Source organism: Pseudomonas thivervalensis (assembly GCF_001269655.1).
GTDB lineage: Bacteria > Pseudomonadota > Gammaproteobacteria > Pseudomonadales > Pseudomonadaceae > Aquipseudomonas > Aquipseudomonas thivervalensis.
On record NZ_LHVE01000007.1, the window covers coordinates 457,812 to 473,535 of the forward strand.

The window sequence follows — 15,724 nt, forward strand, 5'->3', positions numbered from 1 at the left end:
CTAGCTAAATGTGGGAGCGAGCAGGCTCGCTCCCACATTGGATCTGGTCGTACACAAATGTTGTGCCCACTGAAAATCCAGTGTGGGAGCGAGCTTGCTCGCGATGGCGCCAGGTCAGTCACATTCCTATCAACTGACCGACCGAATCGCGAGCAGGCCCCCGCATTGGGTATGCGCTGGCTCAGAGCACCGAAGCCGTCTGCGGCAGTTTCGGCTGGCGGTACAGGTCCAGCAGCACCTGGTCCAGCACCGACGAAGCGCCCCATGGCTTCGGATCGTTGAGGATCGCCACCACCGCCCAGGTGTTTCCATTGATGTCGCGGCTGTAGCCGGCGATGGCGCGGACGGTGTTCAGGGTCCCTGTCTTGACGTGGGCCTCGCCCGCCATGGCGGTGGTCTTCAGGCGTTTGCGCATGGTGCCGTCGGTGCCGGCAATCGGCATCGAACTGATGAACTCCGCTGAGTACGGGCTGCGCCAGGCGGCTTGCAGCATCGCCGCCATTTCCCGGGCGCTGACCCGTTCGGCGCGGGACAGGCCGGAACCGTTCTCCATCACCAGGTGCGGCGCGGTGATGCCTTTCTTCGCCAGCCATTGGCGCACCACCCGTTGCGCAGCCTTGGCGTCGTCACCGTCGGCTTCGTTGCGAAATTGTGCGCCCAGGCTCAGGAACAACTGTTGGGCCATGGTGTTGTTACTGTATTTGTTGATGTCGCGGATGATCTCCGCCAGGTCCGGGGAGAACGCCCGGGCCAGCACCTTGGCATTGCTCGGAGTCGTGGCCAGGCGGTCCTGGCCCTGGATGCTGCCGCCCAGCTCCTTCCAGATCGCCCGCACGGCGCCCGCGGTGTAGGTGGCGTGATCGAGCAGCGACAGGTAGGTCTGGGAGCTGCAACCTTCACCGAGCTGGCCGCTTACCGTGACGGTCATGCTGCCATCGGCCTGGGCTACGGGGTTGTAGCGAACGCCGCCGGCACATTGCTTGCCGTTGACGGCCTTGACCACGTTTTCGATGCGAATGCTGGCAATCGGTGGCTCCACCGACACCAGCACCCGGCCGCCATCATTGCGGGCGACGAAGCGCAGGGCCTTGAGGTTGACCAGCAGCGAGTCGGGCTTGACCAGGAACGGTTTGTTTTCGTCGTTGCCGTCGTCGTTGAACTCGGGCAGTTGCGGCTGGATGAAGAAACTGCGATCCAGCACCAGGTCGCCGGTGACCTGCTGCACGCCGTTGGCCCGCAGGTCGCGCATCAGCAGCCAGAGTTTTTCCATGTTCAGCTTGGGGTCGCCGCCGCCCTTGAGGTACAGGTTGCCGTTGAGGATCCCGCCGCTGAGGGTGCCGTCGGTGTAGAACTCGGTTTTCCATTGGTGATTGGGGCCGAGCATTTCCAGGGCCGCGTAGGTGGTCACCAGTTTCATGGTGGAAGCCGGATTGACCGAAACGTCGGCGTTGTACAGGGTCGGGGTGCCGGGGCCGTTGAGCGGTACCAGCACCAGGGACAGGGCGTCGTCCTGCAGTTTGCTGTTCTTCAGGGCCTTTTGCACATTGGGCGACAGGGCAGTGTTGATCGTGGCGGCATGGGTGGTGACAGGGAGGGCCAGGGGAAGAAGAAGGCTGGCCAGAAGCAGTGGACGCAAAGATTTGATCATTTGAAATAAAACCCTACGGGCGAGGGGGAAAAAAACGAGGACATGAAAATGAACGTCCTCAACGGTCATGAAAGTGTCGGCATTATGCCCCAAGGCGCAACGGCATGTGCCGTGCCCAAGCCCAGCGAAGCGGTATTTTTTTACCGGCGGTAGGCAGACATGCCCGATGAGTCGGGCATTCGACGCGCCAAACTGGTAAAGTGCCGGCCGTTATTACTTATGAGGATTGTTTCAATGGCGACTAACCGTTCCCAGCGTCTGCGCAAAAAGCTGTGCGTGGATGAATTTCAAGAGCTGGGTTTCGAACTGAACCTGGATTTCAAAGAAGATCTGGCCGATGAGGCTATTGACGCTTTCCTCGACGCGTTCCTGAAACAAGCCATGGAAGCCAATGGCCTTGGCTACGTCGGCGGCGACGACTACGGTCTGGTTTGCCTGCAGAAACGTGGCTCGGTCACCGAAGAACAGCGTGCTGCCGTCGAGGCTTGGCTCAAGGCCCGTCCTGAGCTGACCAGCGTTGAAGTCAGCCCGTTGCTGGACGTCTGGTATCCGGAAAAGCCGATCAACAAGGCTTGATGTTTCGAAAAGCCGGCAACCTTTACAGGTGCCGGTTTTTTTGTGCCTGGATTTTTTGCTGTCTGTCAGGCCGCTATCGCGAGCAAGCTCGCCCCCACAGGTTATGTGAACGACACAAGTCCCCATGTGGGAGCGAGCTTGCTCGCGATGCCTTCAGGCGCTACGCCAGTTCAGGATGAGCAAGGTCAATACCCCCGCCACAATCCCCCAGAACGCCGAACCGATGGAGAACAGCGTCAGCCCCGACGCCGTGACCATGAAGGTGATCAGCGCCGCTTCCCGCTCCTTCACTTCGCTCATGGCGATGCTCAAGCCATTGATGATCGATCCGAACAGCGCCAGGGCCGCGATGGACAGCACCAGTTCCTTGGGCAGCGCCGCGAACAACGCGGCCAGCGTCGCGCCGAACACCCCGGCAATCCCGTAGAAGATCCCGCACCACACCGCTGCCGTGTAGCGTTTGTTGCGATCTTCGTGGGCGTGGGGCCCGGTGCAGATGGCTGCGCTGATCGCCGCCAGGTTGATGCCATGGGAGCCGAACGGCGCCAGCAGCAGCGAGGCGATGCCGGTGCTGGTGATCAATGGTGAAGCCGGCACGTGGTAACCATCTGCTCGCAGCACGGCGATGCCGGGCATGTTCTGCGAGGTCATCGCCACCACGAACAACGGAATGCCGATGCTGATGGTGGCCGCCAGGGAAAAGTGCGGCGTGGTCCAGACCGGTGTCGCGACTTCCAGGGCAAAGCCGCTGAAGTCCAACAGCCCCAGCACGCCGGACAGCGCCGTGCCGATTAGCAACGCCGCCAGCACCGCGTAGCGTGGTGACAGGCGCTTGACGATCAGGTAAGTGAAAAACATCCCCAGCACCAGGCCGGTGCGATGCTGGGTGGCGACGAAGATCTCGCTGCCGATCTTGAACAGGATCCCCGCCAGCAACGCCGCCGCCAGCGAAGCCGGAATGCGCTTGACCAGGCGTTCGAAACTGCCGGTCAGGCCGCAGATCGTCACCAGGATGGCACAGGTGATATAGGCGCCAATGGCCTCGCCATAACTCACACCGCCCAGGCTGGTGATCAGCAGCGCCGCGCCGGGTGTCGACCAGGCGATGGTGATCGGCGTGCGATAGCGCAGCGACAGCCCGATGGAGCACACCGCCATGCCTACGGAGATCGCCCAGATCCACGAGGAAATCTGCCCGCTGGTCAACCCCGCCGCCTGCCCGGCCTGGAACATCAGCACCAGGGAGCTGGTGTAGCCAGTCATCATGGCGATGAAACCGGCGACGATGGCCGAAGGCGAGGTATCGGCCAATGGACGAAGTGGCGTGGTCGTGACTTCGGTCATGGTGGGCGGTGTTCCTTGTTATAGATTGGCTGGGCTCGGGCGAGCCATTGCTTTTGTGGCGAGGGAGCTTGCTCCCGCTCGGCCGCGGAGCGGTCGTCATGCAGCCTGTTGGAGATCTGAGCGAATGCGGGGGGATTGCTTCGCAATCCAGCGGGAGCAAGCACCCTCGCCACAAAACCGAGGTTTAAGCCTAAACTCAACCCCATCATCGATTGCAATACAGCCATGCCCGCAAACAGCCGTACAGTCGTGTTGCCATCAGAGGTTGTGTACAATCGAGCTGTTTTTTACGCGATACTTGCCAGCGACCCGCTGTGCCGTATTACAGTCACGGTCAATTCGCCGCAGTTCTCCCGACTCGAGTGCCCATGAACGAACAGTTGCAGCCCCTCAAGAAACAACCGCGAGCCGGTAAAGCCGGCCGCAGCGGAACCCAGGACGATATTGTCTATGCGCACATCTTCGAGGCCATCCTCGAACAACGCCTGGCGCCCGGTACCAAATTGAGCGAAGAGGCGCTGGGGGAGATTTTCGGGGTCAGCCGCACGATCATCCGTCGGGCGCTGTCACGCCTGGCCCACGAAGGTGTGGTGTTGCTGCGGCCCAATCGCGGTGCCGTGGTGGCGAGCCCGAGTGTCGAAGAGGCGCGCCAGGTGTTCATGGCCCGGCGCCTGGTGGAAAGGGCGATCACCGAACTGGCGGTGCAGCACGCCACGGCCGAACAACTGGCTGAGCTGCGGCAAATGGTCAGCGATGAGCGCGACAGTTTTTCCCGTGGCGACCGCGGCGCCGGTATCCGTTTGTCGGGCGAGTTCCACCTCAAGCTGGCCGAAGCGGCGAAGAATGCCCCGCTGATCAGTTTCCAGCGCAGCCTCGTATCCCAGACGTCGCTGATCATCGCCCAATACGAAAGCGGCAACCGGTCCCACTGTTCCTACGACGAACACACCCAGTTGATCGACGCCATCGAGGCCCGCGATGCGACGTTGGCCGTGGACCTCATGATGCATCACATGGACCACATCGACAGCAAGCTCAACCTCGACGAGGAAAGTGCCTCGGATGACTTGCATGCGGTGTTTTCGCACCTGCTGCAGAGCAAGAAGCCGGGGCGGTCGACGGCCAAGCTGTAACCTGGCCTGATCGTTCCCACGCTCTGCGTGGGCATGCCTCAACGGACGCTCCGCGTTCGGCTCTTGGGGACGCAGAGCGTCCCGGGCTGCATTCCCACGCAGAGCGTGGGAACGATCAACATAGGCGCTGAAATCTACCGCTGATGCACCAATTTACCGGCCGCATAGGTCTGCGCCACCGTCCGGTCATCCCCCAGCGTCATCAACACGAACAACCGTTCGGCAATGTCCTTGGCCTGCTTGAGGCGATAACTCAATAAAGGCGTGGCGTTGTAGTCCAGCACCAGGAAGTCCGCGTCCGTCCCCGGCTGCAACGTCCCGATCCTGTCCTCCAGGCGCAAGGCCCGGGCACCGCCGAGGGTGGCCAGGTACAGCGACTTGAACGGGCTCAACCGCGCACCCTGCAACTGCATCACCTTGTAGGCTTCGTTCAGGGTGTGCAGCAGCGAAAAACTGGTGCCGCCACCCACGTCGGTGCCCAATCCCACGTTCACCTTGTGCTTCTCGGCCATTGGCAGGTTGAACAGGCCGCTGCCGAGGAAAAAGTTCGAGGTCGGGCAGAAGGCGATGGCCGAACCGGTCTCGGCCAGGCGCGCGCATTCGTCGTCGCACAGGTGCACGCCGTGGGCGAACACCGAGCGCTCCCCGAGCAGTTGGTAATGATCGTAGACGTCCAGGTAACCTTTGCGCTCCGGGAACAGCTCCTTGACCCACTGCACTTCCTGCAGGTTCTCGCTGATGTGAGTCTGCATGTACAAGTCGGGGTATTCCCCCAGCAACTGACCGGCCAAGGTCAATTGTTCCGGGGTGCTGGTGGGGGCGAAGCGCGGGGTCACGGCGTAGTGCAGCCGGCCCTTGCCGTGCCAGCGCTCGATCAGCGTCTTGCTCTCGGTGTAGCTGGATTCGGCGGTGTCGGTCAGGTAGTCCGGGGCGTTGCGGTCCATCATCACCTTGCCGGCGATCATCCGCAGGTCGAGCTTCTGGGCCACTTCAAAAAACGCGTTCACCGATTGTGGATGCACGCTGCCGAACACCAGCGCGGTGGTGGTGCCGTTGCGCAGCAGTTCCTTGACGAAAATATCCGCCACCGCCTCGGCGTGGGCCGGGTCGGCGAACTGGCTTTCGCAGGGGAAGGTGTAGGTGTTGAGCCAGTCCAGCAATTGCTCGCCATAGGCGCCGACCATGCCGGTCTGTGGCAGGTGGATGTGGGTGTCGATCAACCCGGGTGTGATCAGCGCGTCCGGGTAATGGGCGATTTCGATATCCGCCGCCAAGGTCGGCAACAGGTCATGGGCGTGGCCGATGGCGCTGATCTGGCCGTTTTCCACCACCAGCAGGCCGTCTTCGAAATATTCATAGGACGCCTCGATACCCACTTCGGCCGGGTCGGCGAGGCTGTGGAGCAGGGCGGCGCGGTAGGCTTTGCGTGTCAGGGGCATCAGGATTTCTCGGTAATGAATGAACGCTGGCTGCGGCGCGAAACCGGCAGCAACTTGGCAATGGGTTCGGCGCGCGAGGTGTGTTGGCCGAAGTCCGCGTTATAGGTGGCGATGATTTCGCCGGCGATGGAGATGGCGATTTCCACAGGCAACTTGCCTTTGACTTCGCCGATGCCCATCGGGCAACGCATGCGTTGCAGCGTGCTGCTGTCAAAACCACGATCACGCAGGCGATGTTCGAACTTGACCCGCTTGGTCTTCGAGCCGATCAGGCCGAAGTAGGCAAAGTCGTTGCGCTTGAGGATCGCGGCGCTCAGTTCCAGGTCGAGCTGATGGTTGTGGGTCATGACGATGCAGTAGCTGCCGGCGGGCAAGTCGTCGACTTCATCCAGTGGCTCTTCGGTGACGATCTTGCGCACGCCATGGGGCAGGTGTTCGGGGAACTCCGCTTCCCGTGAGTCGATCCAGCGCACCTTGCAGGGCAGGCTCGCCAGCAGCGGCACCAAGGCGCGACCGACATGGCCGGCACCGAACACGGCGATCTGCGCCTGGACCTGGCCCATGGGTTCGAACAGCAACACGGTGACACCGCCGCAGCACTGGCCCAGGCTCGCACCGAGGCTGAAGCGCTCCAGATGGGTGTTCTGCTGGCCACTGGCGAGCATGTTCCGGGCGATTTCCATGGCCTTGTATTCCAGGTGTCCACCACCGATGGTGTCGAACGTCTGGCTGGCGCTGATGACCATCTTCGAACCGGCGTTGCGCGGGGTGGAGCCGAGCTCTTCGATGATCGTCACCAGCACGCAGGGTTCGCCGCGGGTTTGCAGGTCGGCGAGGGCGCTGATCCAGTTATACATATTTCACCTCGACTGCTCGTTCCCACGCTCTGCGTGGGAATGCATCTTTGGACGCTCTGCGTCCGCTCTTCAAACTTCGACGCAGAGCGTCGGGGGCTGCATTCCCACGCAGAGCGTGGGAACGATCGTCAGACGATTTCGGCTTCAATTTTCTCAGCACTAACCGCCCTCACCCCCCGCATCTGCTCACACCCCCACAACACCCGCTCCGGCGTCGCCGGCGCATCGATGTTCGGTTGCTGCCGGTAATCCCCCAGGCTCGCCACGGCGTCCTTGATGGCGCACCACGCGGCGATGCCGAGCATGAACGGCGGCTCACCGACTGCCTTGGAGTGGAACACCGTGTCTTCGGGGTTCTTGCGGTTTTCCACCAGCCTGACCCGCAGGTCCAGCGGCATGTCTGCCACGGCGGGGATCTTGTAGCTGGCCGGGCCATTGGTCATCAGCTTGCCCTTGTCGTTCCACACCAGTTCTTCCATGGTCAGCCAGCCCATGCCCTGGATGAAGCCACCCTCGACCTGGCCGATGTCGATGGCCGGGTTCAGCGAAGCGCCGACGTCGTGGAGGATGTCGGTGCGCAGCATCTTGTACTCGCCGGTCAGGGTGTCGACGATCACCTCGGCACACGCTGCGCCATAGGCGTAGTAGTAGAACGGCCGACCACGGGCCTGGCTGCGGTCGTAGTAGATTTTCGGGGTCTTGTAGAAGCCGGTGCTCGACAGCGAGACCTGGGCGAAATACGCCTGTTGCACCAGCGCTTCGAAGGTCAGGATGTGATCGCGCACCCGCACATGGCCGTTGTGAAATGCCACGTCTTCTTCGCTGACCTTGTACTGCCGCGCGGCAAATTCCACCAGGCGGCGCTTGATGATTTCGGCGGCATTCTGGGCTGCCTTGCCGTTCAGGTCGGCGCCACTGGAAGCGGCGGTGGGCGAGGTGTTCGGTACTTTGTCGGTATTGGTCGCGGTGATCTGCACGCGGTCCATTTCTACCTGGAACACCTCGGCCACCACTTGGGCGACCTTGGTGTTCAGGCCCTGGCCCATTTCCGTGCCGCCATGGTTGAGGTGGATGCTGCCGTCGGTGTAGACGTGGATCAAGGCGCCGGCCTGGTTGAGGAAGCTGGCGGTGAACGAAATGCCGAATTTCACCGGGGTCAGCGCCAGGCCTTTCTTCAGGACCGGACTGTTGGCGTTGTAGCGGCGGATCGCTTCACGGCGTTCGGCGTACTGGCTGCTTTGTTCAAGCTCGGCGGTCATTTCCTCGAGCATGTTGTGTTCGACGGTCTGGTAGTAATGGGTGACGTTGCGCTCGGTCTTGCCGTAGTAGTTGGCCTTGCGCACCGCCAGCGGATCGAGCCCCAGGTGCCGGGCGATGGCATCCATCACCTCTTCGATGGCGACCATGCCTTGGGGGCCGCCGAAACCCCGGTAGGCGGTGTTCGACGCGGTGTTGGTCTTGCAGCGGTGGCCGTTGATGGTTGCATCGCCCAAGTAGTAGGCATTGTCAGCATGGAACATTGCCCGGTCGACGATCGAGGCCGACAAATCCGGCGAGCAGCCACAATTGCCGGCCAGTTCCAGGGCGATGCCATGCAGGCGGCCGGTGCTGTCGAAGCCGACGTCGTATTCGATGTAGAAGGGGTGGCGCTTGCCGGTCATCAGCATGTCTTCGACGCGGGGCAGGCGCATCTTGGTCGGCTGGCCAGTGAGGTGCGCGATCACGGCGCACAGGCACGCCGGGCTGGCGGCCTGGGTTTCCTTGCCACCGAACCCACCGCCCATGCGGCGCATGTCCACCACGACTTTGTTCATCGACACGCCCAGCACTTCGGCCACCAGTTTCTGCACTTCGGTGGGGTTCTGGGTCGAACAGTAGACGATCATGCCGCCGTCTTCGGTGGGCATCACCGAGGAAATCTGGGTTTCCAGGTAAAAGTGTTCCTGGCCGCCGATGTGCAGCGAACCCTGGATGCGATGCTCGGCGCTCGCCAGCGCCGTGGCCGAATCGCCGCGCTGGTGGGTGTGACTGTCGAGCACGAAGTGCCGCTTGCGCAGGGCCTCGACCACGTCCAGCACCGGTTCCAGGTCTTCATATTCGATGATCGCGGCCATGGCCGCCTTGCGTGCCGTCTCCAGATCCTTGGCGGCCACGGCCAGCACCGGTTGGCCGACGAACTGCACGTCATCGATGGCCAGCAGCGGGTCGCCGGGCAGCAGCGGGCCGATGTCCTTCAGGCCCGGAATGTCTGCATGGGTGATGGCGATGCGCACGCCTTCGAAGGCGTAGCAGGGCGCGGTATCGATGCGGATGATCCGGGCGTGGGCGCGGTCTGACAGCCGGGCATAGACGTGCAACTGGTTGGGGAATTCCAGGCGATCATCGATGTACTGCGCTTCGCCGGACACGTGTTTGGCGGCGCTGTCGTGCTTGACGCTGCGGCCCACGCCGGTGGTCAGGTCGCGGGCGAACAGCTCGGCCAGTTCGGCCTGGGTCTTCTCTACGGCGTGATGGTTAGACATAAGCGGTCACCCGAGTCTCGATGTGCGGCGTTTGCAGTTCGATGAAGTATTTGCGCAACAGGTTGCGGGCGCTGAGCAGGCGGTATTCCTTGCTGGCGCGGAAGTCCGACAGTGGCGTGAAGTCCTCGGCCAGGGCGGCGCAGGCGCGTTCGACGGTGCTGTCGGTCCACGGCGCGCCGATCAATGCGGCTTCACAATGCTTGGCGCGTTTCGGTGTGGCGGCCATGCCGCCGAAGGCCACGCGGGCATCACGGACCACGCCATTGTCGATGCGCAGGTTGAACGCCGCGCACACCGCGGAAATATCGTCGTCCAGGCGCTTGGACACCTTGTAGGCACGGAACGCCTGTTCGGCACTGGCCCGGGGCACGATGATCTTTTCGATGAACTCGCTTTCCTGACGGGCGGTGACCCGGTAGTCGATGAAATAGTCTTCCAGGGCCAGGGTACGACGGGTCTGGCCCTTGCACAGCACGATTTGCGCGCCGAGAGCAATCAGCAGGGGCGGCGAGTCGCCAATCGGTGAGGCGTTGCCGATGTTGCCGCCCAGGGTGCCCTGGTTGCGGATCTGCAGCGAGGCGAAGCGTTGCAACAGTTCGCCGAAGTCCGGGTATTCGGCGTCCAGGGCCTCGTAGCAATCGGAGAGGGCGGTGGCGGCGCCGATCTCCAGGCGATCGTCGAAACGCTCGATGCGCTTGAGTTCGGCGACGTTGCCCACGTAGATCATCACCGGCAGGGAGCGGTGAAATTGCGTGACTTCCAGGGCCAGGTCCGTGCCGCCGGCCAGCAGGCGCGCCTGGGGATAGGCGTCGTAGAGATCGGCCAAGTCGGCCACGGTCAGCGGCACCAGGCAACGTTTGTCGCCGCTGTTGAGCTCACCGGTCTCGGTCGGAGCGATGGCTTTGAGTCGGGCGATGGTCTCGGCCTCGCGGGCGTCGAACTGGTCGGGCTGCTTGCCGCAGCAGGCCTGCTCGGCGGCGGCCAGGATTGGCCGGTAGCCGGTGCAACGGCAGAGGTTGCCGGCCAAGGCTTCATGGGCCTGGTGAGCGTCGGGTTGCTCGCTGTTCTTTTGCAGGGCGAACAACGACATGACGAAGCCCGGCGTGCAGAAACCGCATTGCGAACCGTGGCAATCGACCATCGCCTGCTGGACGCTGTGCAGTTGCCCCTGGTGCTTGAGGTCTTCGACGCTGATCAGTTGCTTGCCGTGCAGGGACGAGACAAAGGTCAGGCACGAGTTGAGGCTGCGGTAGCGAATGCGTTCGCGGCCATCCGCGTCTGTTTCCAGTTCGCTCACCACCACGGTGCACGCACCACAGTCGCCGCTGGCGCAGCCTTCCTTGGTGCCGGGTTTACCAACGTGTTCGCGCAAATAGTTGAGCACGGTCAGGTTCGGGTCCAGGGCGTGCTCGCTACGGAGTTCCTGGTTGAGTAAAAACTGGATCACGGAAGGCCTCGCAGACTCATTATTGTTGTATCGACGTGGGCCTGAATTTATCAGGTCTGACTTTTCGGTCAACGATTTTCTGACTTAAGGGTCAAGAAAATCCATCTGGTCGATAAACAACGTGCTATGGACACTGTAGAACCCTGTGGGAGCCGAGCTTGCTCGCGATGACGGCGGTACATTCAGTATGGATGCAAGCTGACAGACCGCTATCGCGAGCAAGCTCGCTCCTACAGGCTCTTCCACAGGTTCTGTTTCAGGATGAGGGCTCAAACTTTTTTGCTTATATCGTGCCAAAATCCCGCTGCAGGCCCTGCGCCATGACGTACCGAGTGCGCTACACTGCGCCGCTTGTGCAGATCGAAGAGTTTGAAGGACAACCATGACGTTCAAGGCCCCGGACAGCCTCGCCGAGCAAATCGCCCATCACCTCGCCGAACGCATCATTCGCGGCGAAATGAAACCGGGAGAGCGCATCCAGGAGCAGAAGGTCACGCTGGCGCTCAACGTCAGCCGCGGCTCGGTCCGCGAGGCCTTGCTGATCCTGGAGCGACGCCATTTGATCGCGATCCTGCCGCGCCGTGGCGCCCACGTCACCGAACTCACCGAGCACAAGGTGCGCAGCCTCTGCGCGCTGATGAGCGAGCTGTACATCCTGCTGGGCAACGCCGTGGCCCATGGCTGGAAAGAACAGGCCGACATGGCGCCGTTCGTCGCGATCCAGCAGCGTCTCAACGACGCCTACGGGCGCCAGGACATCCGCACCTTCGTCGATGAAAGCTTCAGCGTAATGCGCGCCGCCTATCCCTTCGCCAACAACCCGTACTTGCAGGAAACCGTCGAGAACCTGCAGCCAGCCATGAGCCGTGCCTATTTCCTGGCCCTGGAACAACGCAAGGCGGAAATGAGCGAGTTCCTCGACCTGTTCCAGCGCCTGCTCGCCGCCGTGCTGGCCCGTGATTTGCCGCAGATCCGCATCGTGCTCACGGCCTACGCCCAGCGCAGTTGCGATCTGGTGGTTTCTGCCCTGACGGCGGCCTGACGTGCGGCTCAAGTGCATCAAGTTGGCGGGGTTCAAATCCTTCGTCGACCCGACCACGGTGAACTTCCCCAGTAACATGGCGGCGGTGGTCGGACCCAACGGTTGCGGCAAGTCGAACATCATCGACGCCGTGCGCTGGGTGATGGGCGAAAGTTCGGCGAAGAACCTCCGTGGCGAGTCGATGACCGACGTCATCTTCAACGGCTCCACCAGTCGCAAACCGGTGAGCCAGGCCAGCATCGAACTGGTGTTCGATAACTCCGACGGCACCCTGGTGGGCGAGTACGCGGCCTATGCGGAAATCTCCATTCGTCGCAAAGTGACCCGCGACAGCCAGAACAGCTACTTCCTCAACGGCGCCAAGTGTCGGCGCCGGGACATCACCGATATTTTCCTCGGCACCGGCCTGGGGCCGCGCAGTTACTCGATCATCGAGCAGGGCATGATCTCCAAGCTGATCGAGGCCAAGCCCGAAGATCTGCGCAACTTCATCGAAGAAGCCGCCGGCATTTCCAAATACAAGGAGCGCCGCCGCGAGACTGAAAACCGCATTCGTCGCACCCACGAAAACCTGGCGCGCCTGACCGACCTGCGCGAAGAACTCGAACGCCAGCTCGAACGTCTGCACCGCCAGGCCGAGGCCGCGAAGAAGTACCAGGAATACAAGGGTGAGGAGCGCCAGCTCAAGGCCCAGCTGTCGGCCCTGCGCTGGCAGGCGTTGAACGAGCAGGTCGGCCAGCGTGAGGCGATCATCGGCAACCAGGAGGTCAGCTTCGAGGCCCTGGTGGCTGAGCAGCGCAACGCCGACGCCGCTATCGAACGCCTGCGCGACGGCCACCATGACCTGTCCGAACGCTTCAATCTGGTGCAAGGGCGCTTCTATTCCGTGGGCGGTGACATCGCCCGGGTCGAGCAGAGTATCCAGCACGGGCAGCAACGGCTGCGGCAGTTGCAGGATGACTTGAAGGAAGCCGAGCGGGCGCGCCTGGAAACCGAATCGCACCTGGGCCACGACCGTACGCTGCTGTTGACCCTCGGCGAGGAGCTGGACAGGCTGACGCCGGAGCAGGAGATTACCAGCGCCGCCGCCGAAGAGGCCGCCGCAGCCCTGGAAGAAGCCGAGCTGACCATGCATGGCTGGCAAGAGCAGTGGGACAGTTTCAACCTGGCCTCGGCCGAGCCTCGGCGCCAGGCGGAAGTCCAGCAGTCGCGCATCCAGCAGTTGGAAACCAGCATGGAGCGCCTGGCCGAACGTCAGCGTCGCCTGTCCGAAGAGCGCGCCTTGCTCGCGGCGGACCCGGAAGACGCCGCGATCCTGGAGTTGAGCGAGCAACTGGCGACCAGTGAAGCCACCCTCGAAGATTTGCAGGCCAGCGAAGACGCCCAGGTCGAACGCCTTGAACAACTGCGCCAGGCCTTGCAACTGGCCTTGCAGAATCAGCAGCAGGGCCAGGGTGAGTTGCAGCGGCTCAATGGGCGCCTGGCTTCGCTGGAGGCCTTGCAGCAAGCGGCGCTGAACCCGGGCACGGGCACCGCTGAATGGCTGCGCGACCAGCACCTGGCCGAACGTCCGCGACTGGCCGAGGGCTTGAAGGTCGATGCCGGTTGGGAGCTGGCGGTGGAAACCGTGCTGGGGGCCGACCTGCAAGCGGTGCTGGTGGATGACTTCGGCGGCTTCGACCTGTCGGGCTTCACTCAAGGCGATCTGCGTCTGCTCAGCCCGGCCGGCGATGGGGTACGAATCCCTGGCAGCTTATTGGACAAGGTCGAGGCCCAGGTCGACTTGTCGCCTTGGCTGGGGCAGGTGAAGCCGGTGGACAGCCTTGAGCAGGCCTTGGCTTTGCGCGGGCAGTTGGCGGCCGGCGAAAGCCTGATCAGTCGTGACGGGTATTGGGTTGGCCGGCATTTCCTGCGGGTGCGCCGGGCCAGCGAAGCCGAGAGCGGCATGCTCGCCCGCGGCCAGGAAATCCAGCGCCTGGGCGCCGAGCGCGAAGAGCGCGAGGCCAGTGTCGAAGCCCTGGAAACCGAGTTGCAAAACCTGCGGGCGCAACAGCGTCAACAGGAAAACGGCCGCGAACACCTGCGGCGGCTGTTGCAGGATGAAGCGCGCCAGCAAGGCGAGCTCAAGGCCCAATTGTCGGCCGGCAAGGCCAAGGTTGAACAACTGGCGCTACGTCGCACCCGCCTGGAAGAAGAAATCGCCGAACTGGGCGAGCAGCGGGCGCTGGAACACGAACAGATCGGTGAGGCGCGCTTGCAACTGCAAGATGCCCTCGATGCCATGGCACTCGACACCGAGCAGCGCGAACTGTTGCTGGCCCAGCGTGACAGCTTGCGCGAGCGCCTGGACCGGGTACGCCAGGAAGCACGCCAGCACAAGGATCATGCCCATCAGTTGGCGGTGCGCCTGGGCTCGCTCAAGGCCCAGCACGATTCCACGCGCCAGGCCTTGGAGCGGCTGGAAATGCAGTCCGAACGCCTGACCGAAAAACGCGAGCAGTTGAGCCTCAATCTGGAGGAGGGCGAAGCGCCGCTGGAAGAGCTGCGCCTCAAGCTCGAAGAGTTGCTCGACAAGCGCATGAGCGTCGACGAAGAGCTCAAGACGGCGCAGATCGCCCTGGAGGACGCTGACCGTGAACTGCGCGACGCCGAGAAGCGCCGCAGCCAGGCCGAGCAGCAATCCCAGCTGATCCGTGGCCAGATGGAACAGCAGCGCATGGAGTGGCAAGCTCTGACGGTGCGGCGCAAAGCCTTGCAGGACCAGTTGCTGGAAGACGGTTACGACCTCGACGGCGTGCTCGCCACCCTGGTGGCCGGGGCGAACGAAAAGGACGCCGAGGAAGAACTGGAACGCATTTCCCAGCGCATCCAGCGCCTGGGGGCCATCAACCTGGCGGCCATCGACGAGTACCAGCAGCAGTCCGAGCGCAAGCGCTACCTGGACGCTCAGAACGACGATCTGGTGGAAGCGCTGGAGACCCTGGAAAACGTCATCCGCAAGATCGACAAGGAAACCCGCAACCGCTTCAAGGATACCTTTGATCAGATCAATGGCGGTTTGCAGGCACTTTTTCCAAAAGTTTTCGGTGGCGGCAGCGCCTACTTGGAACTGACGGGCGAAGATTTACTCGATACAGGGGTGACAATCATGGCGCGTCCTCCTGGCAAGAAGAACAGCACCATCCATTTGCTCTCCGGTGGCGAAAAGGCGCTGACCGCGCTGGCCCTGGTCTTTGCCATTTTCAAATTGAATCCGGCGCCGTTCTGCATGCTCGACGAGGTCGACGCACCATTGGACGACGCCAACGTAGGCCGTTACGCACGGCTGGTGAAGGAGATGTCTGAAACGGTGCAGTTCATTTACATCACCCACAACAAGATCGCCATGGAAATGGCCGATCAATTGATGGGGGTGACCATGCACGAGCCGGGCTGTTCGCGACTGGTGGCAGTGGATGTGGAGGAGGCCATGGCCATGGTGGACGCCTGAAGAACCCGTTGTAGGGCTTCCACTTCGAACGCTTTAGGTAATTTTTACCCTGGGGGCTGATGTTCAATTCACAGATTGGGCACAAGCCTATGCGACAGACGGTGTAAAGTTATCTTTGGTCGTGCTAGTTTAATGTCAATTTTTCGTATGCGTGGGCAAAACGCCATTCAGAACATAGAGTTGGCGCCACGTTTTAAAGCGGTTTGCAAATAGCTAAGCCCCTTAT

Annotated in this window: 10 protein-coding genes; 4 read left to right on the top strand and 6 right to left on the bottom strand. The window is 62.2% G+C overall.

Features of this window, described 5'->3' with window-relative positions:
* Nucleotides 1-181: 181 nt before the first annotated feature.
* Complete coding sequence (dacB, locus tag AD659_RS09805; protein ID WP_053120627.1) at nucleotides 182-1,648, bottom strand: D-alanyl-D-alanine carboxypeptidase/D-alanyl-D-alanine endopeptidase; 1,467 nt, start codon at nucleotides 1,646-1,648, stop codon at nucleotides 182-184.
* A gap of 234 nt (nucleotides 1,649-1,882) precedes the next feature.
* Between dacB and AD659_RS09810 the strand changes: the two genes are divergently transcribed.
* Nucleotides 1,883-2,224, top strand: a complete 342-nt coding sequence (locus AD659_RS09810) for a YggL family protein (protein WP_053120629.1) — start codon at nucleotides 1,883-1,885, stop codon at nucleotides 2,222-2,224.
* 153 nt (nucleotides 2,225-2,377) lie between these two features.
* Here AD659_RS09810 and AD659_RS09815 read toward each other — a convergent pair whose 3' ends face one another.
* Nucleotides 2,378-3,568 (bottom strand): benzoate/H(+) symporter BenE family transporter, encoded by a 1,191-nt coding sequence (locus AD659_RS09815; RefSeq protein ID WP_053120632.1) that lies wholly within the window; start codon nucleotides 3,566-3,568, stop codon nucleotides 2,378-2,380.
* Between the two features lie 368 nt (nucleotides 3,569-3,936).
* Between AD659_RS09815 and AD659_RS09820 the strand changes: the two genes are divergently transcribed.
* Entirely contained in the window at nucleotides 3,937-4,701 is a 765-nt protein-coding gene (locus AD659_RS09820; RefSeq protein WP_003183531.1) for a GntR family transcriptional regulator, read from the top strand.
* Between the two features lie 134 nt (nucleotides 4,702-4,835).
* Here AD659_RS09820 and guaD read toward each other — a convergent pair whose 3' ends face one another.
* From guaD to xdhA, 4 genes are all read right to left on the bottom strand, one after another.
* A complete protein-coding gene (gene guaD, locus AD659_RS09825) occupies nucleotides 4,836-6,140 on the bottom strand; it encodes a guanine deaminase (RefSeq protein WP_053120634.1) in 1,305 nt (434 codons plus the stop codon).
* The gene (gene xdhC / locus AD659_RS09830) at nucleotides 6,140-6,997 is read right to left on the bottom strand and encodes a xanthine dehydrogenase accessory protein XdhC (protein WP_053120636.1); all 858 of its coding nucleotides are present in this window, start codon (nucleotides 6,995-6,997) and stop codon (nucleotides 6,140-6,142) included. Before xdhC ends, guaD begins: the two co-directional genes overlap by 1 nt.
* A gap of 128 nt (nucleotides 6,998-7,125) precedes the next feature.
* Nucleotides 7,126-9,519, bottom strand: a complete 2,394-nt coding sequence (gene xdhB / locus AD659_RS09835) for a xanthine dehydrogenase molybdopterin binding subunit (RefSeq protein WP_053120638.1) — start codon at nucleotides 9,517-9,519, stop codon at nucleotides 7,126-7,128.
* Nucleotides 9,512-10,966 carry a xanthine dehydrogenase small subunit gene (gene xdhA / locus AD659_RS09840; RefSeq protein ID WP_053120640.1) on the bottom strand — a complete coding sequence of 485 codons (1,455 nt, stop codon included), beginning with the start codon at nucleotides 10,964-10,966 and terminating at the stop codon, nucleotides 9,512-9,514. Before xdhA ends, xdhB begins: the two co-directional genes overlap by 8 nt.
* Before the next feature lie 382 nt (nucleotides 10,967-11,348).
* Here xdhA and AD659_RS09845 point away from each other — a divergent pair, with 382 nt between their 5' ends.
* Together AD659_RS09845 and smc are read left to right on the top strand one after the other, a co-directional pair.
* A complete protein-coding gene (locus tag AD659_RS09845; RefSeq protein WP_053120642.1) occupies nucleotides 11,349-12,008 on the top strand; it encodes a GntR family transcriptional regulator in 660 nt (219 codons plus the stop codon).
* A 1-nt stretch (nucleotide 12,009) separates the two neighbouring features.
* On the top strand, nucleotides 12,010-15,498 hold the full coding sequence (gene smc, locus AD659_RS09850; protein ID WP_053120644.1) for a chromosome segregation protein SMC: 3,489 nt from the start codon (nucleotides 12,010-12,012) through the stop codon (nucleotides 15,496-15,498).
* The last annotated feature ends 226 nt before the right edge of the window (nucleotides 15,499-15,724 follow it).

Coding starts and splice junctions, on each gene's coding strand:
- guaD (WP_053120634.1), bottom strand. CDS start 6,140: ATGCCCCTGACACGCAAAGCCTACCGCGCCGCCCTGCTCCACAGCCTC.
- dacB (WP_053120627.1), bottom strand. CDS start 1,648: ATGATCAAATCTTTGCGTCCACTGCTTCTGGCCAGCCTTCTTCTTCCC.
- AD659_RS09845 (WP_053120642.1), top strand. CDS start 11,349: ATGACGTTCAAGGCCCCGGACAGCCTCGCCGAGCAAATCGCCCATCAC.
- AD659_RS09815 (WP_053120632.1), bottom strand. CDS start 3,568: ATGACCGAAGTCACGACCACGCCACTTCGTCCATTGGCCGATACCTCG.
- AD659_RS09810 (WP_053120629.1), top strand. CDS start 1,883: ATGGCGACTAACCGTTCCCAGCGTCTGCGCAAAAAGCTGTGCGTGGAT.
- AD659_RS09820 (WP_003183531.1), top strand. CDS start 3,937: ATGAACGAACAGTTGCAGCCCCTCAAGAAACAACCGCGAGCCGGTAAA.
- xdhC (WP_053120636.1), bottom strand. CDS start 6,997: ATGTATAACTGGATCAGCGCCCTCGCCGACCTGCAAACCCGCGGCGAA.
- xdhB (WP_053120638.1), bottom strand. CDS start 9,519: ATGTCTAACCATCACGCCGTAGAGAAGACCCAGGCCGAACTGGCCGAG.